27 protein-coding genes and 1 pseudogene are annotated in these 26,215 nt (G+C 56.2%); 25 read left to right on the top strand and 3 right to left on the bottom strand.

Features of this window, described 5'->3' with window-relative positions:
* The first annotated feature begins 66 nt into the window (after positions 1-66).
* Positions 67-1,071, top strand: coding sequence for an efflux RND transporter periplasmic adaptor subunit (locus ACZRMH_RS11220; RefSeq protein ID WP_169905047.1), 1,005 nt, complete (start codon positions 67-69; stop codon positions 1,069-1,071).
* Complete coding sequence (locus tag ACZRMH_RS11215; protein WP_102879494.1) at positions 1,068-4,154, top strand: efflux RND transporter permease subunit; 3,087 nt, start codon at positions 1,068-1,070, stop codon at positions 4,152-4,154. The genes ACZRMH_RS11220 and ACZRMH_RS11215 overlap by 4 nt, the downstream gene beginning before the upstream one ends.
* A 606-nt stretch (positions 4,155-4,760) precedes the next feature.
* Here ACZRMH_RS11215 and ACZRMH_RS11210 read toward each other — a convergent pair.
* Positions 4,761-5,219 (bottom strand): annotated as a pseudogene (locus tag ACZRMH_RS11210) (glyoxalase superfamily protein); the annotation flags it as partial.
* 301 nt (positions 5,220-5,520) lie between these two features.
* The gene (locus tag ACZRMH_RS11205) at positions 5,521-5,709 is read right to left on the bottom strand and encodes a hypothetical protein (RefSeq protein WP_102879495.1); all 189 of its coding nucleotides are present in this window, start codon (positions 5,707-5,709) and stop codon (positions 5,521-5,523) included.
* A 1,031-nt stretch (positions 5,710-6,740) separates the two neighbouring features.
* Here ACZRMH_RS11205 and ACZRMH_RS11200 point away from each other — a divergent pair.
* The 12 genes from ACZRMH_RS11200 to ACZRMH_RS11145 all read left to right on the top strand — a co-directional run bounded on the left by ACZRMH_RS11200 (position 6,741) and on the right by ACZRMH_RS11145 (position 16,938).
* Complete coding sequence (locus ACZRMH_RS11200) at positions 6,741-7,019, top strand: hypothetical protein (protein WP_102879496.1); 279 nt, start codon at positions 6,741-6,743, stop codon at positions 7,017-7,019.
* Between the two features lie 284 nt (positions 7,020-7,303).
* Positions 7,304-8,059, top strand: a complete 756-nt coding sequence (locus ACZRMH_RS11195) for a hypothetical protein (protein ID WP_169905052.1) — start codon at positions 7,304-7,306, stop codon at positions 8,057-8,059.
* Between the two features lie 109 nt (positions 8,060-8,168).
* Positions 8,169-8,399: an AlpA family transcriptional regulator gene (locus tag ACZRMH_RS11190; RefSeq protein ID WP_102879497.1), complete on the top strand. Its 231-nt coding sequence runs from the start codon at positions 8,169-8,171 to the stop codon at positions 8,397-8,399.
* Positions 8,400-8,403: 4 nt separating this feature from the next.
* Positions 8,404-9,243, top strand: a complete 840-nt coding sequence (locus ACZRMH_RS11185; RefSeq protein ID WP_102879498.1) for a ParA family protein — start codon at positions 8,404-8,406, stop codon at positions 9,241-9,243.
* 85 nt (positions 9,244-9,328) lie between these two features.
* Positions 9,329-9,538: a hypothetical protein gene (locus tag ACZRMH_RS11180; protein WP_102879499.1), complete on the top strand. Its 210-nt coding sequence runs from the start codon at positions 9,329-9,331 to the stop codon at positions 9,536-9,538.
* A gap of 14 nt (positions 9,539-9,552) precedes the next feature.
* Entirely contained in the window at positions 9,553-11,133 is a 1,581-nt protein-coding gene (locus ACZRMH_RS11175) for a ParB family protein (RefSeq protein ID WP_102879500.1), read from the top strand.
* Positions 11,130-11,678: a DUF2857 domain-containing protein gene (locus tag ACZRMH_RS11170; protein WP_102879501.1), complete on the top strand. Its 549-nt coding sequence runs from the start codon at positions 11,130-11,132 to the stop codon at positions 11,676-11,678. The genes ACZRMH_RS11175 and ACZRMH_RS11170 overlap by 4 nt, the downstream gene beginning before the upstream one ends.
* Positions 11,675-12,865 (top strand): STY4528 family pathogenicity island replication protein, encoded by a 1,191-nt coding sequence (locus tag ACZRMH_RS11165; protein ID WP_102879502.1) that lies wholly within the window; start codon positions 11,675-11,677, stop codon positions 12,863-12,865. The genes ACZRMH_RS11170 and ACZRMH_RS11165 overlap by 4 nt, the downstream gene beginning before the upstream one ends.
* A 145-nt stretch (positions 12,866-13,010) precedes the next feature.
* Positions 13,011-13,766, top strand: a complete 756-nt coding sequence (locus ACZRMH_RS11160; RefSeq protein WP_102879503.1) for a PFL_4669 family integrating conjugative element protein — start codon at positions 13,011-13,013, stop codon at positions 13,764-13,766.
* Positions 13,763-14,281, top strand: a complete 519-nt coding sequence (locus ACZRMH_RS11155) for a DUF3158 family protein (protein ID WP_102879504.1) — start codon at positions 13,763-13,765, stop codon at positions 14,279-14,281. Before ACZRMH_RS11160 ends, ACZRMH_RS11155 begins: the two co-directional genes overlap by 4 nt.
* Positions 14,278-14,748, top strand: coding sequence for a single-stranded DNA-binding protein (locus ACZRMH_RS11150; RefSeq protein WP_102879505.1), 471 nt, complete (start codon positions 14,278-14,280; stop codon positions 14,746-14,748). Before ACZRMH_RS11155 ends, ACZRMH_RS11150 begins: the two co-directional genes overlap by 4 nt.
* A 222-nt stretch (positions 14,749-14,970) precedes the next feature.
* Complete coding sequence (locus ACZRMH_RS11145; protein ID WP_102879506.1) at positions 14,971-16,938, top strand: DNA topoisomerase III; 1,968 nt, start codon at positions 14,971-14,973, stop codon at positions 16,936-16,938.
* Positions 16,939-16,979: 41 nt separating this feature from the next.
* Here ACZRMH_RS11145 and ACZRMH_RS11140 read toward each other — a convergent pair whose 3' ends face one another.
* On the bottom strand, positions 16,980-17,234 hold the full coding sequence (locus ACZRMH_RS11140) for a hypothetical protein (RefSeq protein WP_102879507.1): 255 nt from the start codon (positions 17,232-17,234) through the stop codon (positions 16,980-16,982).
* Positions 17,235-17,442: 208 nt separating this feature from the next.
* Between ACZRMH_RS11140 and ACZRMH_RS11135 the strand changes: the two genes are divergently transcribed.
* The 11 genes from ACZRMH_RS11135 to traD all read left to right on the top strand — a co-directional run bounded on the left by ACZRMH_RS11135 (position 17,443) and on the right by traD (position 26,185).
* On the top strand, positions 17,443-17,784 hold the full coding sequence (locus tag ACZRMH_RS11135; protein ID WP_102879508.1) for a helix-turn-helix domain-containing protein: 342 nt from the start codon (positions 17,443-17,445) through the stop codon (positions 17,782-17,784).
* A gap of 912 nt (positions 17,785-18,696) precedes the next feature.
* A complete protein-coding gene (locus ACZRMH_RS11130) occupies positions 18,697-19,278 on the top strand; it encodes an STY4534 family ICE replication protein (RefSeq protein ID WP_102879509.1) in 582 nt (193 codons plus the stop codon).
* 70 nt (positions 19,279-19,348) lie between these two features.
* Positions 19,349-19,606, top strand: coding sequence for a hypothetical protein (locus ACZRMH_RS11125; RefSeq protein ID WP_102879510.1), 258 nt, complete (start codon positions 19,349-19,351; stop codon positions 19,604-19,606).
* 100 nt (positions 19,607-19,706) lie between these two features.
* Positions 19,707-20,201: a RadC family protein gene (gene radC, locus ACZRMH_RS11120; protein ID WP_102879511.1), complete on the top strand. Its 495-nt coding sequence runs from the start codon at positions 19,707-19,709 to the stop codon at positions 20,199-20,201.
* A gap of 52 nt (positions 20,202-20,253) precedes the next feature.
* Positions 20,254-21,009, top strand: coding sequence for a DUF5983 family protein (locus tag ACZRMH_RS11115; protein ID WP_102879512.1), 756 nt, complete (start codon positions 20,254-20,256; stop codon positions 21,007-21,009).
* A gap of 88 nt (positions 21,010-21,097) precedes the next feature.
* A complete protein-coding gene (pilL2, locus tag ACZRMH_RS11110; RefSeq protein ID WP_102879513.1) occupies positions 21,098-21,640 on the top strand; it encodes a PFGI-1 class ICE element type IV pilus protein PilL2 in 543 nt (180 codons plus the stop codon).
* Positions 21,637-22,305 carry a chemotaxis protein gene (locus ACZRMH_RS11105; RefSeq protein WP_102879514.1) on the top strand — a complete coding sequence of 223 codons (669 nt, stop codon included), beginning with the start codon at positions 21,637-21,639 and terminating at the stop codon, positions 22,303-22,305. The genes pilL2 and ACZRMH_RS11105 overlap by 4 nt, the downstream gene beginning before the upstream one ends.
* A gap of 9 nt (positions 22,306-22,314) precedes the next feature.
* Positions 22,315-23,028, top strand: a complete 714-nt coding sequence (locus ACZRMH_RS11100) for a TIGR03759 family integrating conjugative element protein (protein ID WP_102879515.1) — start codon at positions 22,315-22,317, stop codon at positions 23,026-23,028.
* Positions 23,010-23,558: a lysozyme family protein gene (locus tag ACZRMH_RS11095; protein WP_102879516.1), complete on the top strand. Its 549-nt coding sequence runs from the start codon at positions 23,010-23,012 to the stop codon at positions 23,556-23,558. Before ACZRMH_RS11100 ends, ACZRMH_RS11095 begins: the two co-directional genes overlap by 19 nt.
* Positions 23,555-24,070 (top strand): integrating conjugative element protein, encoded by a 516-nt coding sequence (locus ACZRMH_RS11090; protein ID WP_102879517.1) that lies wholly within the window; start codon positions 23,555-23,557, stop codon positions 24,068-24,070. Before ACZRMH_RS11095 ends, ACZRMH_RS11090 begins: the two co-directional genes overlap by 4 nt.
* A gap of 9 nt (positions 24,071-24,079) precedes the next feature.
* Positions 24,080-26,185 (top strand): type IV conjugative transfer system coupling protein TraD, encoded by a 2,106-nt coding sequence (gene traD / locus ACZRMH_RS11085; protein WP_102879518.1) that lies wholly within the window; start codon positions 24,080-24,082, stop codon positions 26,183-26,185.
* The last annotated feature ends 30 nt before the right edge of the window (positions 26,186-26,215 follow it).

Raw genomic sequence — 26,215 nt, 5'->3', positions numbered from 1 at the left:
ATGATGTTAAGTCTAATTGCTGGGTGCGGTCGTTCAACACCGCCCCCACAACCCCCGCCTCGTTCGGTGAAGGTTGAAACCGTGCGGGATAGCGATGGCAATCGCCTCCCTATTACGGGTCGGGTCCGGATTGAACAACGCGCTGATCTGAGCTTTGAAGGTTCAGGCCGTATAGCTTCCATTGCCGTGGATGTCGGCGATACGGTTCGGCGCGGACAAACACTCGCACGGCTGGATCCAGAGCCGGCACAACTCAAACTACAACAGGCCCGTGCGGATGTGAGCGCTGCAAAAGCGCAAAAAGCTGAACGAGAGCTGAATTTTCGCCAGCAACAAGCATTGTTTGATGATCGCGTGATCTCACCCGCTACGCTCGCTGCTGCTCGTGCAGCCTACCTGAGCGCCAACGAGCAGTTGGACAGCGCAAAGGCAACAGAAGCAATGGCCAGTCGAGCCGTGCGCACCAGCGCCATTGTGTCGCCATTTAATGGACGCATCGTCGCTCGTTCAGTTCAGCCCTTCGTAGACGTGACAGCGGGACAAAGCGTGCTTCAGATTGAGGGCGCCGAGAAGGCTGAAGTCGTCGGAATGCTTCCCGCGGCATTGGTCACTAAACTTAAGCCTGGGGATGTCGCGTCAGCCTATACAAATGCAAACCCCACGCGAATCGTCTCCATCCGATTGGAAAGCCTATCCAGTCGCCTGGAAAATGGCGCGCTGGTACAAGCCATCTTTCGTCCCGTCGATGCTAACAGCGAGCTGCGCAGCGGCGAGGCAGTACTAATTACATTGCCAACAGCGCAAGCACGATCGCCCTCTGTACCGGTGACAGCACTTATCCCACAAACACAGAGCAAACAAGCGAGTGTCTTTGTGTATGACTCAGGGACCGCAAAAGTCAGCCGTCGCGAGGTCACCCCAGAAACGGTGGAAAACGGTCGAGTACTTGTACATGACGGCCTTGCCGTCGGCGAAACCGTCGTGGTCGCAGGCGCCGCATTCCTGGTTGATGGTCAGGAGGTACGTCTGTATCAACCCGCCACACACATTGGCCGAGACAAAGCCTTATGAACCTGACGCGAAGCGCACTCGGCGCCAGCCGCCTGACCTTATTTACCGCACTTCTGATTTTGATAGGCGGCGTACTAACGTTCCTGCGGTTCCCCTCCCAAGAGGAGCCAACGATCACCATTCGTGACGCGCTTGTTGCAATTTACTTTCCGGGTATGCCGGCAGAGCGCATAGAAAATTTGCTAGCCAGACCGACCGAAGAAAAGTTACGTGAACTGGCGGGCATCAAAAAGATCATCACAACCGTGCGCCCCGGAAGCGCAATGATTCAGATCACGGCCTACGATCAGGTCAAAGACCTTAGCGCGCTGTGGCAGCGTGTACGCGCTAAGGCGAACGAGGCAGCTGCAGGATACCCGCAGGGCAGCCTCGGGCCGTTTGTCGATGATGATTTCGGCCGCGTGGCCGTAGCGTCCGTCGCAGTCACCGCGCCCGGTTTTAGTATGAGCGAAATACGCGAGCAACTTAAAAATACTCGTGAGCAGCTCTACGCTTTACCAGGCGTTGAACGTGTCTCTATATACGGTTTACAAGAAGAACGCATCTACCTCGAATTTGACCGCCAGCGCCTTGCTGGCCTCGGGCTGGGTCCCAACGCTGTACTGGAGCAACTGCGTACTCAAAACGTTGTGACGCCTGGCGGACTGCCCTCTGTTTCCGGATCGGCTTTCACCGTGATGACTACCGGAGAGATGCGAACTCTGGACGACCTGCGTCGATTTCTAATCTCCGTCCCGAGGGGAAATGACACAACAATTGTGGCGTTGGGTGAATTGGCAGACATTCGCTTGATGCCAGCCGACCCGCCGGAAACGGCGGCAATTTATGAAGGACAACCGGCCGTGGTACTTGCCGTTTCGATGGCATCCGGCCAGAACATCGCCGCTTTCGGCCTTCAATTACGCCAACGATTGAACGAAATCGCCAAGCAACTGCCGGCCGGTTTTGCCCAACATATCGTGACCTTCCAGGCCGACGTGGTTGAGCGCGAAATGGGCAAGATGAACAGCGTGATGGCCGAGACAGTCATTATTGTGATGGCGGTGGTGATGTTGTTTCTGGGCTGGCGCACTGGGCTTGTGGTGGGGGCAATCGTGCCGCTGACCATTCTCGGCTCACTGATTGTCATGAGCGCGCTGAAGGTCGAACTTCAAACGGTGTCCATCGCAGCGATCATCATCGCACTGGGACTTCTGGTGGATAATGGCATAGTGATTGCCGAAGACATCGAACGACGTCTTCAGGCCGGAGAGGAGAGACGCTCCGCCTGCATAGAGGCGGGGCGCACGCTAGCCATTCCACTGTTGACTTCATCGTTGGTTATTGTGTTGGCGTTTTCACCTTTTTTCCTTGGCCAGACCAGCACAAACGAGTACTTGAGATCACTTCCGATCGTGCTCGCCGTAACGCTGCTGGGATCATGGGTATTGAGCCTGACGGTAACCCCCTTGTTATGCCTTTACTTTGCCAAGGCTCATGCCCCAGCGGGCAATAAGGAGGCCGCCTACGATTCAAAACTGTATCGGGGCTATCGCCGTGTTATCCAAGCGCTCATGCTCCATAAACTGATGTTCATTGCCATGATGCTGTTGATGCTGACTGGAGCTGTCGCCGTACTCGCGTCCCTCCCCTACAGTTTTTTGCCTGAGTCAGATCGGCTGCAATTTCAGATGCCATTGACGCTTGAACCGGGTAGCGATTCTCGTCAGACACTGCAGACCGTCAAGGAGATCAGCAACTGGCTAGCGAATGACCAGGTAAATCCGGAAGTTGTCGACAGCATCGGCTACGTCTCAGACGGTGGCCCACGCATCGTACTGGGATTGAATCCACCGCTGCCTGCCACGAACGCCGGTTACTTCACCATCAGTGTGCGCCAAGGGAGCGACATGGATGCGGTGATCGCGCGCGTGCGCAATCATATGCTTGAGACCTACCCGCAAGTGCGTGCTGAGCCAAAACGATTTTCCCTTGGCACCACCGAATCTGGAAAGGCGGTCTATCGCGTCAGCGGACCGGACGAGACCGTATTACGTGCAGCGGCCGACCATATAGCTAAGGCTTTGCATGGCCTGCCAGGCACGGTCAACGTGCAGGACGATTGGGATGCTCGAATCTCACGTTACGAAGTGGTGGTTGACCAAGTGCGCGCCCGACGCGCGGGCGTGACCAGCGCCGATGTCGCTCAAGCGCTACAGACTCGGTACTCAGGCGCACAGGTGTCTCAGATCCATGACGATGACACGACGGTGCCAATCATGCTACGTGGGTCGATGACTGAGCGTGACCAAGCTGAAGACGTGGGTAGCACATTGATCTATCCGCAAGCGAACGGCTCGCCGGTTCCGCTGGCGGCTATCGCGCAAGTGACGCTTAGTTCAGAGCCCTCTGCGATTCAGCGTCGGAATTTAAATCGGACCATTACCATCTCAGGCCGTAATCCCGGGCTGACGGCGGCGACCCTAGTCGCGCAGATTGCGCCTAAGGTGGCAGAGTTTAAACTGCCACCTGGATATCATATTGAAATCGGCGGGGAAATGGAGGAGTCCGCAGAGGCCAATGAGTCGTTAGTGCAATATATGCCAGTTGCCGTATTGTCGATGTTGTTACTGTTCGTCTGGCAATTCAACTCGTTCCGAAAACTGCTGATCATCGTTGCCAGCATCCCATTTGTACTTATTGGCGCCGCACTGGCATTGGTGGTGACCGGCTATCCGTTTGGATTTATGGCCACATTTGGATTGCTATCCTTGGCAGGGATAATTGTGAACAACGCGGTCCTGCTGCTTGAGCGAATCGAGGTGGGTGTCGCCGAAGGCCAATCCCGTCACGATGCTGTACTGACGGCAGCAGTAGAACGGCTACGGCCAATCTTGATGACCAAACTGACCTGCATTGTCGGACTGATCCCGTTGATGATGTTTGCCGGTCCTTTGTGGACAGGCATGGCGATCACGCTAATTGGCGGTTTGGCGCTCGGCACCTTAGTTACATTAGGGTTGATCCCGGTGTTGTATGACCTGCTTTTCGCGGGCGCCATCGGGGAGCGGATTACCAACAAGGAAAAGGAACAGAACGTCTAAGGCGGAAGCGCTGAATCGCAAGCGCCCCCCCAATATGCGTTCTCTTGGATGCGTGATAGGCGGAGCCGGGCATCGGTCGCGTCGATTTTTTGATGAGACCGATGTATCACAGGGAGGCCCAGCAACGAAGGAGTGCATGGATGGGACCCATTGGAAGCAATGCTCCGGCGAAACGCCATCCCTAGTGCAACTGATCGGAAACTCTTCACACCACTTTAGCGCAGAGGTGAATACGGGCCTGGTGCATTTCTTTGTAGGCGTCCTGGTTATTTGTTGAGGCGCGCCCTTCGGCGACCAGAGACCGAGGCATGATGAAGCACTCTTAGCAGGGAATTCTCTTATTTGCTGGAAAGGTCCCTGATGTGGGTAATACGCAGCGGGCCAACCCACTGATAATAATTGGCGCGAGAACCATATTCGACCATGGATTCTGGGACGCAAAATTTGAAGGTCTTTCTCCCCCCGTCTACCGATGCAGCGAGCGAGTGAAATTGGCCAATTGTTGTCAAATCGGTGGGCGCCACCTAACCACGCAGGTGGTTTTAGGTGAGCGCTATTCCGCTAGCTATAGGATCCGAGACGAATCAGATCGATATGGCGCTCGAATCAACTTTGGCAGAATCGTATCCGATTACCGAAAGGGTCATAAACCTCCAGAACCTGCCCCCCTCCCTGCTGAACAATATCCGGATGACCAAATCCGTACCGTTTGCCAAGTAACTCATTGCGTAGAATTTCGATATTTTGCATCGGAATAAATATTGTCGATCCTGGACAGGCATCACCCTGCTGTTCGGACAAGTGGAGCTATAAACTGTTTCTGTTGCCCCCTGAATACAACGGTAGATTCGCTTCGAATCGGTGATCAAACTCGACGCTGAAGCCCAGAAAATCAACATATAACTCGCGGGCCTTAGTTTCGTCAAAAATTCGCAATACGGGAGTCGATTTGTCAAATGTAACAGCGGGGTCAGGATTTTCATCCGGAAGCATCGCTGATGCTACCTTCCAGCCCTTATAACCCAACTGCTGTGCGACCAGTTCGAGTGCAACGGTGGGCGACACTTCTTAATTGCGTTAATTGCGCGTCCCTAACGAAGCACACAGGCCCTTGGCCATCCGTTTGGCTTCTAGATTGAAGACATTATTTCTCTTGAAATGGAGACATTTGGTGCTCGCCTTGCCAAACCTCTTTCATCAAGAGAAATTCGATATGGTTCGTAAAAACATGCTCTCCCCTTTCCTTTACGGAGCGAGCGGCTGGCAGCATCGGCGACCCCTTATAGTACTCAACTGCTATTGGAGGCGAAATCTTTCAGGTAGACCGAGTGTAATCACGCAAGGTGGGTTAGACGGACGCACACGACTAATCGTTATCTATCGCCATAAGGCGATCAATGACATTGATCAACTGCTCCACCTGGGCCATAAACTCGGCCGCATTGTCGGGTTGGCCAGAACATTTAAGATCATACGCTAGCTCGGCAAGCCGTTCGGCATACAACTCAAGCTTGCTTATGATAAGCGAGCGCTCGAACTTGGACGTTTGGGCCATCACAACACCTATATTTTTATGATCATGGCCTCTAAAATTAGCTCGGGTTTTTTAATAAACGGTCGAGCTTTTTTCAATATTTCGTCAAGATGTTGATTTACTAGAAACTAAAACTTCGCCAAAATCACCAGCCAATTGATTTAAAAAATAAGCAATAGCCAACTGCGTACACATGTTAAACGTTGCGGTTGCTTGGCGAAGGACTGTGCTTGCGCCACGAACTCTCAGACTCAGAGTGCTGATCAACGATAGAGCCGGGCCGATAAGACGGGCACACTATGCTCAAGACCTGAGTCGCCTCAAGCAGCCAGCTAGCGAAACCATGGGCAGCCATCAGGTTCAGGCTTTCTGGGCCAAAAGCCATCATTCGAAGCTTTTACTGCACGCCGATGAGCCATTCATCGCCCAAGTCTCTGAATATCCAGCCCTCAATAAAAAATTGATAGATCCTTCATACAATCTTGATAATCAAGTGACAGCCTATAGGCAGACACAGCGCGAAATTCGTTTTAGATGCCACTTGCTTAAATTGGGTTGATCCTACTTTGAGGTCTGATGGCTCTCCGCCATAAGCATTTTCTCCTTTGGGGCTATGGCGTTTTTCTCCTGCAGCTGTCGCCTTAGGCCTCGGCTGCCAAGACCTGCCGGCAACTTTAGTACTGGATCGTTGATTTCAAGACGCTAGCTATCGATCAGAAGAAGAATCTTAACTTAACCTCATCGACCGCTAATACTGTCTACACAGCCATTCACTAACCCTGCTGGGCTGTGCCTCAAAATAGCAGCATTCGTTTGAGTCGATTGGTAGCGGAAAGCTCATGTGTTCGAAAGCCAATGTGCGACCTACTATGAATTCCCTGCTTCCTATTTGAGTAAAAGACCTTCGCGGCAGAGACAGGGCGACGCCAAAATGCATAGTGATTAGGGTGATAAACTTCAGCAGATCACGGCTTGACTCTAGACAGCGCGAATCCCCCATGTTCGTCAGTTTTCCGCTCTGGGTCAGGTATCAACGGGAAGGAGGTCGATTCATGCTTGAGCCCCTACAAGGCGTAGCCACCATCGCGGCCACCAATCAGTTCTTTGATGACTTGTGCCGGTTGGTGGACGCTAGAGAAGAGCTGCCCCTTTTGCGGCCTCAGGTCGAAGCATATCGCTGGGAAACCCTACATCATGCGGGAATGGTAAACACATATCATCAAATACAAGGTTTTTTGTGCGGCCTCATGGTCTCCGAGATATTGGACATCGAACAAGGTCGGCACCTGAATCAGCGCCTCGATAATTGTCATGACGTTGGATGGCGTTGATGAGTGCTTCAGCCGGTACAACGGACTACTGACGGGTGAAAAAATAATTACGGGTATCGTATCAATCGTTCGTGTTGCTTTGTGACGTCCAAACCGCCCTGTGAGGGAACGGCCTGGCAATCTTCGAACAGTGCCCCACAAAACCACCTGAAAAACAGCATCAGGACCACAGAAATTGCAACCTATCAGGGAAATAGGACAGCAACCGCATGGAAGCCTAGGTCAAGTGTTGGATCTTTAGACAATACCTAGCGGGTCTGCCCTTTGATAACAAGGCGACCTTTATGTACGACCTCAATAGCTTCGGCTCGATCGAAAAGCTGTTCTATAGTCCCATCGAAGCAGCGATACGCTGGTGCGATTTAATTGCTTATGAGGCTCAGATTCTGGAATCAGAATGGGAGACCCCAGGCCGGATTATCCATTCCTTTCCACAATGGCCCTGCTTGCACATAAAAATAGAAAAAATTCTGGATGCCATTCGAAACCACGAACTACCTTACGGAGCTCTGGGAACTACGGTTGCACCAGGCACTCCCGTTGATATTAAACTACTGACCGTCAGGCATTCGGACTTAAAGCGGTGGATGTTTCACTACCATCCAGATCAGCGGCCCACCTTCCTTTTCAGCCCAGTTGCAGCCGATCAGGTTGCGATCCATTACAGCACCTACTTGATTTTACAAGCAGATCGGGACGCCTTGCGGGTGCAGTTAAAGGCAACCAAAAAGCATCTCCAAATGCTGATCGATGAGCTAAAAGCAGCTGGGCTGGAGCGCGAAAATCTGCGCATGTTTGCCGAAAACAAAGAGCAGATCAGTAACCAAAGTAAAGCGAGCTACCTGAATGTCATTGGAGCGCTGGTAAACACCATACTGGGATCGTCTTCAACAGGAAGAAAGCATTCCATATTCGATAGTCAGGCTTCGATCGTCGACTCCATAACCGCTTATTACGACGGAGTACCAGGGCTGAGCAAGCGATCGTTGGATGAGAAATTTGCAGCCGCAAAACGTAGTCTCGCCCAAGCCAAAACATGAGGATTGCATTGCAATCATCGACGTTGCATTGCAATGACCGATAGCATTTTCTGGTATTGAATCCAGGTCACTTCCCACCCAACGCCATCTGGCTCTAGGAGTGACCACCATGTCCCATCAATCCTCCCCCATCGTTGCTCCGCCACCAAAACAAATCGAACGTCATATCATGCGGCGCGACGAGGTGGAGCGTAAAACCGGTTTCAAGCGTGCCCACATCTACAACTTGATGAAGGAAGGTAAATTTCCTCAGGCTAAACGCATTGGGATGCGTGCTGTCGGCTGGGACTCGCTGGAGATTGAGCAGTGGGTCGTAGAACGCTTAGATACGCAGGCCTGATGCAATGCGTGTGATTTCGGTGGTCTCCACCAAAGGTGGGGTGGGCAAAACCACAATAGCTGCCAACCTTGGCGGTCTATTGGCAGATGCGGGTCTCCGCGTTCTGCTACTCGATCTGGATAGCCAACCCACCCTCTCCAGCTATTACGCCTTGAGTCAGAAGGCTGATGTGGGTGCGTACGAGTTCATCGCGCTCAACTTAACAACCCCTGCGCAGTTTATTTCCAAGACAGTGATTGTAGGACTTGACCTGATCCTATCCAACGATGATCAAGGCCGACTGAGCTCATTGTTACTACATGCCCCAGATGGGCGGCTGCGGCTGCGCAATCTGCTATACACATTGCGCCCCCATTATGACCTGCTGTTGATCGATACACAGGGCGCACGCAGCGTCCTACTGGAGATGGCCTTACTGGCCTCTGACCTCGCCCTCTCTCCCATCACTCCGGAAATGCTCGCGGCCCGCGAACTGCGCCGCGGTACCTTGAAGCTGCTCAGTGAGCTCGAACCGTTTAGTCACCTGGGCGTTTCACCGCCAGCCTTGCGGCTACTACTTAACCAAGTGAACGCCAATCGGGTAGACAGCCGAATGATCATCCGTGGCCTGCGTGAAAGCTTCGCTAAGGTTAATAACATCTCTGTACTAGATAACATAGTTCCTGACCGAGTGGCGTATCTCAACGCTGCTTCTCTTGGGTTACCGGCCCATCGAATCGAGAAGCGTCGGTCACATCAAAAACGCTCTCCATCCGCGCATCAAACCATGCAATCGCTAGCTATCGAATTGTTTCCGGAATGGCGCGAGGCGATCTCTAGGGTGAACGGATGCGCGGAGATTTAATAAGACGAAATACCAAGCCGGCATTTCTCGCCAAGTCATTTTTTATCGACATTGATGCCAACAGCGTTTGGCAAGGAGTCTTTTGATGTTGGATCAGCTTCCCATCATCGCTCAACCATCCACTCGCCCACAGCACCCACCCCGCGAGGAGTACTGCACTGTGGTGTTTCGCCTGCGGGGTGGGCGCTCGGCCATGGGTTGGCTCCTCGAAGAGCTCTCCCGACATTTCGAAGGTTCGGGAACTGCCGAGATCGTAAAATTCGAGGTCGGTGACCATTTGCGTAACCGGCGTTAACTGAGGTTGTTCCGATGAAGAAGCTCAGTCAGGAAGAGATCACCGACAAGCTGCACCAGGAGCATTTCCCTCGAGGGCCGGAACTGGAGCGGCTGTCCGATCCACTTGCTGACACGCCTATGTTGGTCACGCTGGAGCAGTTGCGGCCCTACGAACACAACCCGCGTTTCATCCGTAATCCTCTGTATGACGATATCAAAGCCTCGATCCGTGAGCGCGGGCTGGATCAACCACCGCCGATTACCCGCCGTCCGGGAGAGTCTTATTTCATAATCCGTAACGGAGGCAATACACGCTTGGCGATTCTCGGCGAACTGTGGCAGGAAACCCGCGAGGAGCGGTTCTTTCGCATTCACTGCTTGTTCCGCCCCTGGACCGATGAACTCACCGCCCTGCTCGGCCATTTGGCCGAAAGCGATCTGCATGGTCAGCTCACCTTTATCGAACGTGCGCTGGCCGTGGCCAAACTCAAAACCATGCTCGAACCAGAGGGAGCTGTGCTCTCTCAACGTGAGCTGGCACGACGTCTTGCCGCTGGCGGCTATCCCATTTCGCAGTCGCATATCAGCCGAATGTTGGACACCCTTGAACACTTGCTGCCCGCCATTCCGCAAACACTATATGCCGGATTGGGTAAGCCTCAGATCGAACGCCTGATCGCTCTGCGTAGCCAGGCAGAACGAACCTGGAACCGTTACCCGCCCGTCACCGTTTCGTTCGCCGAGTTTTGGCTCGGCACCTTGGTCATCTTCGATGCCGATCCCGAATCCTTCGATCTTGAGCAGATCCAGGATGAACTGCTCGAACGCATGAGCGGTTTACTCGGACAGTCCTACCGTATGTTGGCCTTAGAGCTGACCGATACCCAACGCGTCACTCCTACACCTGGCTTTGTAGTCACCAAACCTTCGGAGAACAGTGTTCCGCCGGGTATTGATGAAGCCGAGACAGGACCGCGTTCCTCCAAGCCCGGTCCCAAGTCAACCGAGAGTCTGATCGAACCACGGGGCGAGAAACTGCCAGAACCGCCTGAAATGGATGTCGTCTCAGCGGCCAACCCTCCGTCACGCGTTCAAAAGATTCGTGAACAGATTGACCGCGAGACTTCCACCGATGCAGCGCCCACCGTCGAAACCTGCACGATCGACGACATCTGGATCATCGCACCAGCACTCGATACCCCCGAACAACTGCGTTTAGCCATTGCCGGGCTGGCTCGGGAAATGGCGGCCTATGCCGGACATCCTGAGAGCATTATCGATCAGAAGCATGGCTTGGGCTTCGCTCTAGACATCGAACGGGTTGATCTTGCCACGCCTCGCGCGGCCGGCGTTCACCTGCTGCTCCTGGCCCTGTTGCGCGCTCAAGACGACGTGAACTGGGAAGATCGTAAGCAACTGCCGTCAGCGCTATTCGGCCAGTTGTTGCTGGGGATCTATCAACTTTCGCTACCAGACCGTCCCGTCATGGACGTAGGCCTCGAACGACTACCTGATAGTCTGTTAATCAAATTATATCGCCTGATCCGCCTGGCCCGTCGCCTGATCGACTTAACACTTACCCCTGAAGATGACTCACCGAAGGAACTGCCATGAACCTGTCCTTCAATGTGCTCAACCAGGCCATGCTGACTCAGGTACTGCATGAGCTGCGCCTGGGTAACCTGCAACGCTGTAAGGCGCTCGGGCTGAGTGAAGACGACATCTACCTGCTGCAATCTTTACCACCCACCACGCTGTCGCGTTTGGCCCATGCCACCGTACCTTGGGTAGAGGTCAAGATCGACTCGCCGGTGCTGCATCGATTGATCGAACAAGCCGAGCGCGACGAGCAGAACGAGCGCTTGATCAATCGAGCGCTCAAGCTTGGCGCCAGCAGCACCATCATGTATCAGTGCTTCGGCCTGGCGCATTCGGAAACCGCCCTGCGTCGACGCCTGCTCAAGATAGAAACCCGTAAGGGCCGCCCTCAGCATTTGAGCGAAACCCAGGAACACGCGCTATGGCAGCGTTGGTGCCAACTGCGGGCTCAGGACGGTACCGAGGATCAGCTCGACGCCATGATGATGCTGGCGGAGGAGCAACAGATCAGCTTGACCATCGTGTGGCAGCAGATTGACCAGTACAGCAACAACACATGAATACTGCCCCTTCCAGTCGCTGGCAGCGTGTCCTGCAACAATGCACCCAGCAGCTGAGTGAACGCTGGCCCGCACGCCCCACCACTGAACACCCCTCCAACCCGGCTCTGCAGGCGGGCTTTCTGTTCAGCGGCCAATCTCACGAAGTCGTGCCACGTCGGCTGCTGTTGGATAGTCGATTGACGCCATTGGAACGGAATGCCTGGCAAGTGTTCCGACTCATGCTGCAAGGCCAGGGCGTGGTCACGCCGCGCTATGAGGATTTGCAGCCTTACCTGTCAAGCGTGCCCTACGGTGCGTCAGCCTCCCGGGAAACCATTGCTCGGGTGTTGACGATGCTCAGGTTGACGCGTTGGCTGAGTTTGGTGAGTCGCGGACGCGATCAGCTCAGCGGACGTCTTCAAGGTTCGCTGTACGTTCTGCACGATGAGCCGTTAACCCCCGCCGAAGCCATCGAACTGGATCAGGATTACCTGGCGATGGTCGGACATGCCCTCGGTCATGCGACCAAGGCGGTGCGCATTGTCGCGCAGAACATTGTGGAAGAAATCCGCCAGGACACCGATATCGATCAGGGTCGATTACCGACACGGCTCGACAGCTGGGGCGAAATTTGGACGCAGCAAGGATTGGATCCGGCAACCGGTACCGCTCTGCTCGATTCCGGACGGGGGGAAGATGCCCTCGTTCGGAATCGTGCAGGCCCTCGTTCGGATTCCGAACCGGGGCTGAACGCCAGTGTTTCCGGCACTGTTCGGAATCCGAACGCCGCCTGTACTGTATTAAAAGAAAGTATTTGTACAGTACCGCGCGCGACTCCGACGGTGGATAACCTGCACTGGCCCGCTGCGCTGCACCTGAGCCCAAGCGAGCGTCAGGCCGTCGCCGTGGCGCTGAACAAGCTCAAACCAGCGGATCGGCAGGCGGTGCTCAACGAAGCGGGGGCACGCTGTGCGGCCGGTGGAATCCGCAAGCCAGCGGCGTATCTGATGGGCCTGATCCAGCGCGCGCTGAAAGGTGACTTTCATCCTTGGGCAGGTCAGGCCGAACCGCCACCCATTGCAGAACCGCCTGCACAACCACCCTTGCGCCCGATTCGAAAACAGGGCGAACCCGTGTCTGCCCTTGCTCAAGCGTGCCTGAATGAGCTGCGCCAACTGCGCGGCAAACGGGGTGGACGCCAGTAGATTTGATGCCAGTGGCATCAAATCCACTGAGGTCTTCATAGTTAGCCCCTTAAACCAAACCGAACAGACCGCATTCAGCTTTTTGGCTGCCCTTGCCCCTCATCTGTCGCAACGTTCCCGTCCAAGCGAATGCGAGGACAACACCGTGGCCGATCACTATCAACTCAATCTGGGTTCATTGCGCAGCAGCATCACCCTGACCCTGCACACTCACCATGCCGCCCGTATCTGGCAGGGTCGAACCGCACGCGAAGGCGTCCACTCGATCATGGGCATGGCCGGCTACATCAGCGTCACCAACCTAATCAAACAAACCGCGGCCCAAGACGACCCCTATGCCGACTGGGCCATGGTGCAACTCGAAGAAAAGCTGATGCAGGCCAAGGCTGGGATGCTGGAATTGACCCGACAGCTGGACCGAATCAGGCAGGACCTGCCGACACAGATCGACATGGGCGACAACCTCAACATCCACCCCGTCACCTTGCCGTTGTACATCGGCAGCCAGCTGGGCTTTCTCGCGGTCTACCTGCTGACCGACTACGACACCCTGGTACGCCAGACTCTATTGGCCCATCACACCGCCTTGATCGGCCGCATCGACATGGAAGCCTGGATCGACGACGGCGCCCATCTGTTGCGCAGCCTATTCGGCCAGGCCCAGCGCTATCGGCATGCCGGCGTCACACGCGATGATATGGCGGCGAACAACGCCCGAGCCATTGCGGCCATCGAGAAGATGGGTTTGCCCCCAATGGACATCCTGGAGGGTCATCGCCGCTCCCAGTTCGCGCCGCCAATCACTCGCCGTGGTGCTGTGGCAGTGCATGACGCCGACGCGCTGGCAGAGGACGTCGGAGTGTCGTCTGCGACAGTGATTGTGCCGGAGGACGAAGCATGAATCGGATGATCCCGGCTCAACCAATGCCCTTCGAAGCGTTAACACCGGATGCCTATCGACAGCTCGAACACGCAGCCTCCCTAAAAGGCCTTTTAAAACCTTTTAAGGGTAAGGGGGAGTTGGAGCACTTGGCGCAGCTGGCGAGGGAAATCGAGGCGCAGTTATGTCACCTAATGGAGGCTGTGGTGCAGCAAGCCGGACAGCCCCCTTACTCGCTGCTGGACATTCGTTTAGTGCTGCAGAACACCAGCGCAGGCAGCACCTTTTTGCGTTGGCGCACCCGTGACTTCGCCCGTATGGGGGTTGCGGTCTGGGAACGCCAGATCTGCAACAACGCCCTGCCGCAGGCCGTACGCGAGAGATTGCACCGTTTCGAATGCGATCGCATTGCACTGAACCTGCAGATGAGCGTGGTGCATTCGCTCTACCGCCAGGCCTCGACCTGCGCGATCAAAATGGCCAGTGCCGAACGGTTATTGCGCCAGTTCACAACCGCAGTGGAGATATCACGATGAGTACTTTTTTTGTCGGCGAAGGCAATATCGGCAGTGCGCCAGAGTTCCAGGAATTTCCATCAGGCAATGACGAGCCACGGCGTTTGCTGCGGCTGAATGTGTACTTCGACAACCCTGTGCCACGCGAGGGCAGCTATGAAGATCGAGGCGGCTATTGGGCGCCGGTTGAGCTATGGCACCGTGAGGCTGAACACTGGAGCACACTGTACCAGAAAGGCATGCGTGTGCTGGTCGAAGGCCGCACCGTACGTGATGAGTGGGAGGACAGCGAAGACAATGCGCGGGTCACCTTCAAGATCGAGGCCCGTCGAGTCGGCATCCTGCCTCACCGGGTGCACAGCGTGGTCATGCGCGAACGATCCAGTGAACCGGCGGTATCTGCGACACACGTCGGGAAAAGTACAGAACAGGCCAGTTCACCTGCGTCGAAACCCAGAAAGCGCAGAGGGCAGCCACCTACGGACTGACAGACTTTCAGGCATGGAAATTGCGCCTTTGCGCGAAGTTGCTGGTCTACTTTTACTCACTGCTCGTGAAGACCGACCCTGTCGTCCACGCTACAACGGGGTACCAGCCTCGGTCCATCCCGCCCTCACCGACTAATATGAGGAACCTGCCATTCAGGTTTCTCATATCTCGCCCCTGCTACCTCGAACAACGCTGCTCCGAACTCAATCCGGAGTAGTTATATGTACCTCTTCCTCTGCGAAAAACCTTCCCAAGGTCGTGACATCGCCAAGGTTCTCGGAGCCAACCGGCGTGGTGATGGCTGCCTGATCGGCCCCGAGATAACTGTCACCTGGTGTATCGGCCACCTACTGGAGACAGCATCGCCTCAAGCCTATGGCGAGCAATTCAAGAGTTGGTCGTTGGATGATCTACCGATCATTCCCGTGCAGTGGCAGGTCAAGGTCAAACCCAAGACCGCGGCACAATTCAAAGTCATCAAGCGCCTGCTCACTGAAGCCACCACCGTCGTCATCGCAACCGACGCCGACCGCGAAGGTGAAATGATTGCCCGCGAGTTGTTGGAGCTCTGCAAGTATCGAGGCTTCGTTCAGCGCCTCTGGTTGTCCGCCCTCAACGAGGCGTCGATTCGCAAAGCCCTCTCCTCGCTGAAGTCTGGTCAGGAGACCTACCCGCTTTATCTCTCAGCCCTCGCCCGCAGCCGCGCCGACTGGCTGATCGGCATGAACCTAAGTCGTCTGTTTACCCTTCTTGGTCGGCGGGCAGGCTACGACGGCGTATTGTCAGTGGGGCGCGTCCAGACACCCACCTTACGTTTGGTAGTCGATCGGGATCGTGAGATTGCCAGCTTCGTCCCGGTACCTTACTGGTGCGTTGAAGTGCACCTATCGTCAATGGGCCATCGATTCATCGCATCGTGGTTACCGCCACACTCGGGAAGGGATGAGACGGGCCGCTGCCTGCAGCAGGCACTTGCCCATCAGGCGGTCCAAACAATCACCCATGGTAAGTCCGCCACGGTGCTCTCGTTGCAGACTGAACATTCCCGCGAAGCACCACCCCTGCCCTTCGACCTGAGCACATTGCAGGAAGTCTGCTCGCGTAAGCTGGGGCTCGGCGTCCAGGAAACCCTTAATATCGCCCAAGCCCTGTATGAAACTCACAAAGCCACCACCTACCCGCGCAGCGATTGCCGCTATTTGCCAGAGAGTATGTTCAACGAGGCGCCCGCAGTGCTCGACGCCCTGCTCGAAACGGATCCGGCACTCAGACCTGCATTCGGGAGCCTCGATCGATCATTGCGCTCCCGCGTGTGGAGCGATGCCAAGGTCACCGCGCACCACGGCATCATTCCCACCACCGAGCCGGCAAACCTGGCGCGGATGTCTGAACAAGAACGCCAAGTCTACGAACTGATTCGTAGCCACTACCTCGTGCAATTTCTGCCGCACCATGAGTTTGATCGAACCCAGGTCGAGCTGGAGTGTGGCGAAGAACGTTTGATCGCTGTTGGCAAACAGATCCTGGTCCAGGGCTGGAAAGGCTTACTCTGCGAAAACACCGAGGAGGATGAGCCCAATCACAAGTCCCAAGTCTTACCGGTTTTACAACAGGGTACACAGTGCGCAGTGGACGACGTCGAACTCGAGCCCTTGCGTACCACCGCTCCCAAACCTTTCACCGAGGGTGATCTGATCAAGGCCATGAAAAACGTCGCCAAGCTGGTCACCGACCCACGACTTAAACAGAAACTTCGGGACACCACCGGTATCGGTACCGAAGCCACCCGAGCCGGCATCATCAAGGGGTTGATTGATCGCGGTTATCTGCTGAAGAAAAAACGTGCCTTAATGGCCTCCGCTGCTGCCCATACACTGATCGAGGCGGTACCAGCCGCCGTCGCAGATCCAGGTATGACCGCCGTTTGGGAACAAGCTCTGGAGGAGATCGAAGCGGGACGCCTGACCTTGGATGCATTCGTCGCCAAGCAGGCGAACTGGATTGCGCAATTGGTCGAACACTGTGGATCGCTCACCTTGTCGATACCGATCAAAGCCGGGCCGACCTGCCCCATTTGCAATGCATCAATGATCAAGCGTAAGGGAAAATCTGGTCCGTTCTGGTCATGCTCGCAGTACCCGAACTGCAAGGGCACGACGCCTATAAGAAAAGAGACGCAGCGTCAATGACCGTTCAGTTGAATTCGTCATGATGTTGGGGGTTGCACTGTTCAGTGCATTATCAGCGGCGCCTGAGCCCGCTCCAAATCGATCAAAGGTTGTCCGTTTTCTCGGGCCAAGGCGATGCCAATAGAAATCCATATCTGCCCGAGTTCGTTGAACGCTTTCAGATGAGCAGGACTTTCGTTGAGCCAATGAACAAGGCTGTCGAAGTGTTCGGGGTTATCAGGGCAATCATGGATTTTGATGAACAGCTCCAGTGTTCGATCCCAAATCAGATCCATGTCCTTGTTTTCGTCTTCCATGCTCAACCGTCCCTCAGCTTGGCCCTATCAGGCTTTCATTCTCACCGACCACCTTGGACGCTGATTCCTGGTGGAATAGAAACCACGTCGCGGTACACAGCTATTTCAGTCACTATAACAACCCAATGAGTCGATACTCAACCCTTAGGGATGTTCATGTCAACGGGTCTTTGCTCAACCATTCGGGTTGAACTGGAGAACTCATCACTTGGCACATAAACATCCTACCCAAGCCCAAATCGGGCGCATGATCGCGAAGCACCGCAGCGAACGTAATCTGACCCAAGAAGAGGTAGCTGAGCGTTTAGGGATCGGTAGCGAAGCCATCTCTCGCCTGGAACGGGGAGTAGTGGAGCTTACCGTGGTCAAACTGATGCAACTGGCGGACATTTTCGATTGCCGCATGGATGAATTGCTGACGGAATCGAGTAATCGCCCCAATGACCAGAGCCAGATGATTGCGGGTCTGCTGAGTGGACTGAAAGAAAGCGACCGTGCCTTTATCTTGGCAACCGTCGAACAATTAGCCGCACATCTAGGCAGTAAGTGACCTCTTTCATCGCGCTCAACGTAGCGTCTTATGAAGGGGCTCCTACAGACTTGACGTCGTGTTGACCTCTTTGCTGTAGTAGCTTCAGATCACCGCCAACGGCGACCCAAGACCGATTAGCTCCGGGCAGCTCGGTCGAACTCTTCGAGTTCGGAGCCTCCTATTCTGCGGAATTTAATTCCCGTTTTTTGCTCGACCTGATTGTGGTGGCGGATGACCACTGTTGCCTCTATCCGGCAATAGCGGTCATCCGCTTCTGCGATCGTATTCAGTCCCGGAGCCCACCGGGGAAAGAAGGGGGCACCCTTTGTGCGCGGATGCGTGCCAGCATGTTCCGACCCAGGCCACGACAAGGGTCGGTTGGCGAATCATTGCGCAGTTCAACCAAGTTTTGCGAGGAGCTTGTCGACTGCGTAAGACCGCCAAAGGTGGCTTTTCTCTTCCTCGCCTGGCGCCCAGCCGGGCCCACTCTTCATTTTTTTCATTTTCTTAATTCCAGTGACTGCCACCGTATTCCAGCCTTAAAAAAACGGGTTGCAGCGTCTTGACGCCCCCCTGTTACAGGCTTATACAAAGGGCGTGGTTCGCTGTCGTCGACAGCCCAGCCCAGGTAGCTTGAACCTTCAAGGCTACGCCACGTTCGTGGTGGTTTACCCAAGTGCGATCAGCGTTCGGAAGCTCGCGCGGTTACCGCTTCGGCGGTGATGAATGCCCACTACACCAGATCCGCAGACCACTACTGCGGATTCTCTTCTGCTTCACCGCTATTCCCCGGACGCATCGTTCTGATCGTCATCGGATTGCCGGTGACGAGTTGTACATTGCTCGCCTTCACCTACCCACCCTGACGGGGGCTCACATCCCCGTCAGGGATTGTGCGTCGCCGTTTTCCCATGAAACAGGAGAACCACCATGGCCCACGCCAACCAATCCCAAGAAGCGACCACTTACTTCAATCTGCACACCGTCGGTATCGGTTACCTCAACCGTGTTCGTGAAGTACAAGTCCGCCGCGGTCAGCCATTCATGGCCTGCGATATTGCAGCCCTACACGGTGCAACCGATGCGGTGGAGTACACCCGTTTCGACTGCAAAGTCGCCGGGGGTGAAGCTGAACGCTTGATTCGTCTCTATATGGACGCCGTCAAAGCCGAGAAAAAGGTCTTGCTGTCGTTCCGTATCGGCGACCTGTGGATCGATCCGTTTCTCTACGAGAAAGGCGTTAAACAAGGCCAACCGGGCGCCAGCCTGAAAGGTCGTTTGCTGTTCATCGACTGGATCAAAGTCAACGGCACGTTCGAATACAAAGCGCCCGCCAGGCAGGAAGCAACAGCACCTGCTGAGCAAGCGCCGATCAATGAACCCTCTCTAACGTCGGCTGATGTCGACGCCGAGGAGACCGCTAACCCAACAGAGGCTCAGGTCGAACCTGAATCTCAACCCACTCCCCGCACGGCCCGCCGTGACGCCCCCCGTACCGTTCAGTCCGCCTGAACAGTCCACGATGTACACATCAAGGCGCTCCCTCGAGCGCCTTTTCTTCAATTAGCACAGGAGAACCCACATGGAATCCTTCTGGCTTTGCGACGACTGCCTGTTCGCGGCGGCTTACGAGGACTACAGCACGTTATCGCTCTACTACACGACGGATGAAACCGGGGAACGCATCGCCGCGATGCAATGTGGGCTGGTTCGGTTGATGCCCATCAGTGCCGACTTTGATCCCGAAGCCGGCTGGGGAATAAAAGCCTTTTCCCCATTTCCCTGTGACGGTTGTGGTTCACCCCTGCACGGTCAACGCCACCGATTCACTCGGCTGTAAACAGCGCGCCATCTGCTAAGGCCCGCGACTCTATATCCACCTTGGGGACACCACTCCCCTCGGGCGTGTACCCCTGATTGTTCCCTTCGGAGGTACCCCCATGAGCACCCAACTCACACTGATTGAAACCTCGGATTTCGAAGCTGATCGTATCGTCCAAGAAAACCAGGTGATCGACGAAGCGCTGCATATTCTGGATCGTCGGCTGTTCGCCCGCGGCCCTAACCTGACGTCGCCTGATACTGTGGCCTCATACCTAAAACTGCACCTTGCGCAACAAGAGCATGAAGTCTTCGGTGTGATCTTTCTCGACGCAAAGCACCGCGTGTTGGCGTTCGAAGTCCTGTTTCACGGCAGCATTGATGGGGCCAGCGTTTACCCCAGACAGGTCGTTAAACGCTCATTGGCGCATAACGCTGCGGCCGCCATTTTTGTTCACAACCACCCCTCAGGGTGCACGGAACCCAGCCAGGCGGATCGCGTGCTGACGGCACGGCTGAAGGAGGCCTTAGCCTTAATCGAAGTGCGCGTACTGGATCACTTCATCGTGGGAGAAGGTCATCCTCTCTCCCTTGCCGAATACGGTTGGCTTTAACCCTCACAGGCGCCTACGGGCGCCTTGTTCATTTCCATTCTGGAGAACCCTCATGAACCAAACCCCAGCCCTGCTGCAAGGCTCAAACCCATTTTCTCGCGGTTACGACAACCTGCATATTGAACGTCGACTACTGATCACTTACGAAGACGACTGCCCTCCCTGCTTTCGACCCCTGCACGACTCACAAGCCCATCTGCCCGACAATGAGTTGCAACTGTTACCCTGCCTGCTCAATGACGATTTCGCCTTGATCAGCGAAGGCCAATCCATTCCGGAGGAGTTGGATGAACGCTTCCAATCAACCGGACTGGTGCGCCAAGTGATCTACGCCGTGATGGGCGAAATGCTTAACGAGCGGCATCATGTCGGCGATCTGTACTCCCGGGAAGATGCTCAAGCAATGATCCATTGCTTGAGCTTCGAGACGGGACACTACAGTCGAACCTGGGAGATCAGTACCGCACACCTCACTGAAGAAGCATTGCGCTATTTGGAGCGCCGGGCTAGCAATTTCGACTTCAAACCAACTGGTCTGCTGTTCGAACCCTTTACCCTGGCGGACTGCAATGGCGTCGGGTGTAAGCTGATTGGCACGCCTTGGACCGACGATAACCTGGAGAAAATCGAGGGCTGTCCTTACTCATCGCTGAGGCAGGAGCAACTCGATGCCTGTACGCCGGAAGCCTTGGTCAACGTACTGTATATGGCGGCATTGGTGGATGTGCGATTCTTGATCTTCGACCCCGACGCTGCCGTCTTGGATGGGCTCGCCATTTTCGTTGAACAGCAACGTGTTCAGCGTTAACACGACCCACCTTGAATCAACTTTCTCACTGAATCGCTCCTTCACCTCATGTCAGGTTCTGCACTGAATCTGACATGAGGTTTCTTCCATGGAGCGTTTTTTCACGCCTGTCTGCATGCTGGGTTTGTTGAGCGCCTGCACCGCGCAAATCCCCAACCCGTTGCCGACCAATCCAGAGATCGACAGTGGCTCCAATCGGCCCCAGCACTCGAAGGGCATAGCCGAAGAATGCCATCCGGCAGAGCTTCGTTATGGCCGCTACACGCTGGTCAACACCGAGCCCACCAAGGAACAACGCGATCTTCTTGCCCAAATCATTGAAGTGAATATCCCGCCCAGCCTGAACCCCTCGGTACAGGAGGCGCTGCACTACGTGCTGCAGCGTTCGGGTTATGCGCTTTGCGCAGATACTGCGTCGGTGAAGGTGCTGTTCACCCGGCCCCTGCCCGCAGCCCATTACCGGCTGGGCCCGATCCCTTTGCGCCGCGCGCTACAAGTGCTGGCTGGCCCCGCCTGGCAACTCACGGCCGATGAAGTCGGCCGTTCGGTCTGCTTCGAACAGCAGAAAGCTGATGTCGGCAGCGTGCGGGTCACACCCAACTCGTACCATCAGGCGGAGGCACATCCATGAAAGCCTCGACGTTACAAACCTTCATTATTGGATTGCTTTGTCTGGCGGCCGCCGGGCTGAGCGGGGTTTTATATAACCAGTATAAACGTGTGGCCGAGCTACAGAGTACGAACACCCAACACCTAAAAACCCTGGACACTCTGCAACGTGATTCAAACGCCCTCAAGGACGCACAGGAGCAGTTGCAGTACGCGCTAAAAGACCTGAAGCAGATGGTCGATAACGGCGAGCAACAGGCCAATACCCTCGATCCGATGCTAGATCAATGGGCGCAAGAAATACAGGAACTGCGCGACGGTCTGGCAACCCGCGCCACCGCGGCAGACCTGACAGCGCTGCGCGCAAGCCTTGAACAGGTCGAGCAGCAGTTCCACGAGCACAAGCCCCAGCCATCACCCCCACCGCCGCCTTCCGCGACTAAACCGAAAAAGACCGCTCGCCCCAAGCCCGTATCGCTCTCGCCACCGTTCTCAGTGTTGAGCGTCGAGTTCCGCGGTGGTGAGCGTTTTCTGGCGGTGGCACCTCATGACAGTCGCTCGCTCATGGATGTTCGGCTGCTGCACAGCGGCGAGCAGTTCGGTACCTGGCACCTGAAAGTGCTGGAGCCGAACTCAGCTATCTTCGCGGTGGCCGCTCAGCCAGACCAGACCGTGCACCTCCCTTGAGAAGCGATCATGAACAGAGCGCTACTGCCCACCGTCGTCTGTCTCGCTTCGCTATTGGCCATGGGCGCTGCGATGGGCAACCCCGTCACGACACAGTCACGGACCCAGGACACGCAGTCTGCTCCGCTGGGGCGCTCTGACTCTGAACAGGCGGCGAGCTGGGGTCTGACGGAGCAGGAGTGGACGCGCTTCGAACAGATCCAAGCCGGCCCGCGCAGCTTCTGGAGCCCGAACCTCGATCCGTTGACCGCACTCGGGGTCGAGGCCCAGACCGACCAAGAGCGCCAGCGCTATGCCGAATTACAGGTGGCGCTGGAAGCCAAACGCGCCGAGCGCGAGTTGGCTTACCAAAACGCTTACACCGCGGCCTGGGCCAAGCTGTTTCCCGGGCTGCAGCCGATCCAGGGCGCGGCGTCCCCTGGCAGCTCATCGGTCGTGCCGCGCCAAGCCCTGTTTGTGGAGGACCACTGCCCAGCGTGCACCGCCGAAGCGCAGCGTCTGCAAAGCGGCGACACGGCGTTCGATATCTATCTGGTGGGCAGCCAAGGCGAGGATAAACGCGTCCGTAGCTGGGCTCGGCAAGCGGACATCGATCCGGCCAAGGTTCAACGCCGGCAGATCACCCTGAACCATGACCGTGGTCGCTGGTTCAACCTGGGTGCTCCGGGGCCATTGCCTGCCACATTTCAACAGGTGAATGGAAAATGGCAACGCCTCAACTGAGTGCTATTGCGCTCCTGCTGACAATGCTCGCCGTCCAGGCTGACGAACTTCCGCCTCCGGCCTACCAACTGGCGGCGCATGACGCCGACATCCCTTCTACGGTGCTGTTCGCGATTGTCCTGCAGGAGAGTGGTATCCGCGTCCGTGGTCGACTGCTGCCCTGGCCTTGGACCCTGAACATCGCCGGAACACCCTACCGCTTCGCCACTCACCAGGCCGCCTGTCACGCCTTGCTTCAAGCGCTCACCCGGCATGACGCCAAGCGGGTCGATGTCGGTCTCGGACAAACCAACCTGGGTTACCTGGGACAACGTTTTTCCAGCCCCTGTGACGCTCTCGATCCCTACCGAAATCTCGCCGTGACCGCCGCGCTGTTGCAGGAGCATCACGCTGCCACAGGTGATTGGGTGTTGGCTGCCGGACGTTATCACCGCCCGGCAGGAGGAACGCCAGCCGCGCGTTACCGCGCCGGCTTTTCCCGACAACTCGAACGACTGCAGGTTTCCTTCAAACAGGGCACACCGCCATGAAGCGAATATTCCTTATCTGTTATTTCATCCTGCTCTTGGCTCCTTTCGCCCAGCCGGAACTGACCGTAGCCGGGGATCAGCCTAGCGACTTCACCCGGCCCCATTTTCAAGGTTCCAGGACGCCAATAAACAACAAGACCCAGCCTGATCGCGTCATGCAGGCGGACCTGTCCACGTTTGCCGATGAAGCCTGGATACTGCCCGTCCGCAGCTCCCATTTGAGCCCCGGCCAGATCGCATCTCGTACCCTGAACATGCCTGGCCTACAACCCTTCTTTCTGGTGGGCGACGATCCCCGTTCGCGGGCTTGGCTGCATCAACGTGCGACTGAACTGCACGAAATGGGCGCAGCCGGCCTCGCCGTCGAAGTGGCCGATGCTGAAGCCCTGGCCCGGATTCGAGCAGCCGCTCCGGGCATCACCATCCTGCCGGTCAACGGCAACGACATCGCCACCCGCCTGCAGATTGAGCACTATCCCGTCCTGATAACTGCCACCTCACTGGAACAGTGAGTCCAGGTCATGGCCGAGCATGCGATGGAGTCCAAGCTCCGGCCAGCGGTGGAGCTGTACACCGTAGCGATCTGCATCGCTGCCGCGGTGTTGTGCGTGTACTCGCCCTGGGCTGTGGCCCTGTCACCCGAGATCGGTCTGGTTACAGCGCTGGCCTATGCCCTGTTCGGCCTGATCCGGCTGCGACAAGCCTGGGATGTGTTACGCTATCGGCGCAATATCCGCCGGCTGCCCCGCTACGAACTGACCAGTCGGCAGATTCCGGTCAGCCGTAAGCGTTTGTTTATGGGTCGCGGCTTTCGCTGGACCCGCCTGCACACCCAGCGCTTGGTCGAGGCCCAGGATCCGGCTGTTGCTCACTATATCGACCAACCGACTCGCTATCGTCTGGCACGCGGTCTCGAACGCCGCCTGGAACATGCACCGTTTCCGCTCTCCACATTGGCCCGTGTCACCGCTTGGGACAGTGCCTTCAATCCGTTGCGCCCTTTGCCCCCAGTAGGTGGCTCGCCGCTGTTGCATGGGGTCGAGCCCAACGAAACGGAGGTCAGTCTGCCACTGGGCGAACGGGTCGGACACACCCTGGTGCTGGGCACTACCCGTGTCGGCAAGACGCGACTCGCCGAGGTGTACATCACCCAGGACATTCACCGCGTCGAACATGAAGTGGTGATTGTCTTCGATCCGAAGGGTGATGCCGACCTGCTCAAACGCATGTACGTCGAAGCCAAGCGAGCCGGTCGGGAGAAGGAGTTTTATGTCTTCCATCTGGGCTGGCCAGAAATCTCCGCCCGCTACAACGCCGTGGGACGTTTCGGTCGCATCTCGGAAGTGGCGTCACGCATTGCTGGGCAACTCAGTGGCGAAGGGAACTCTGCGGCCTTCCGTGAGTTCGCCTGGCGTTTCGTCAACATCATCGCCCGCGCCCTGATCGAGCTGGGCCGACGTCCGGACTACCTGCAGATCCAGCGACATGTGGTCAACATCGACGCACTGTTCATCGAATACGCCCAGCAGTTTTTCGCCAAGACTGATCCGAAAGCGTGGGAGGTGATCGTCCAGCTTGAAGGCAAGCTCACCGAGAAAAACATTCCCCGGCATATGATCGGGCGCGAAAAGCGTGTGGTGGCCATCGAGCAGTACCTGGCGGTGAAGCGTGTATTTGATCCGGTAATGGACGGACTGCGTTCGGCGGTACGATATGACCGTACGTACTTCGATAAAATCGTTGCCTCGCTACTGCCGCTGCTGGAGAAACTCACCACCGGCAAGACCGCCCAGTTACTGGCCCCCAACTACACCGATTTAGAGGACCCGCGGCCAATCTTCGACTGGATGCAGATCATCCGAAAACGTGGCATCGTCTATATCGGCCTGGATGCACTGACCGACGCCGAGGTGGCCGCTGCTGTGGGCAACTCCATGTTCGCCGATTTGGTCTCGGTCGCGGGGCACATCTACAAACATGGAATTGACCATGGCCTACCCGCATCGGGCAGCAGCAGTGACAAGTTGCCGATCAACCTGCACGCCGATGAGTTCAACGAGTTGATGGGCGATGAGTTCATCCCACTGATCAATAAGGGTGGCGGGGCCGGCATCCAGGTGACGGCCTACACCCAGACCCTCAGCGATATCGAAGCGCGAATCGGCAACCGCGCCAAGGCTGGCCAGGTCATTGGTAACTTCAACACCTTGCAGATGCTCCGGGTACGCGAGACCGCCACTGCTGAACTACTCACCCAACAGTTGCCCAAGGTCAACGTACTGACCAAAACCCTGGTCTCCGGTGCCACCGACACCTCCGATCCTGAGGCCAATACAGACTTCACCTCATCCTCGCAAGATCGCGTCAGCAGCACCAGCGTGCCGTTGATCGAGCCCGCTCACATCGTCAGCTTGCCCAAGGGGCAAATGTTCTCCTTCCAGGCCGGTGGGCAGCTCTGGAAAGTCCGAATGCCTTTGCCAAAACCCTCCAACGACGATGCCATGCCCAAGGACCTGCAGGAGCTCACCCAGCGAATGCGGGCCGCCTACAACGAGCAGGCGGGGCAATGGTGGAGCGCAAGCGGTGGCGGCCCAACAACAAACTTCGATCTGGATCAGGTGGGGTAGCCCGCCCCTGGCACAGGTTTCGATTCAGCA

It is taken from the genome of Pseudomonas sp. B414 (assembly GCF_055408445.1).
The sequence above is the reverse complement of the archived record's forward strand: the minus strand, read 5'-3'. Positions and strand labels throughout refer to the sequence as shown.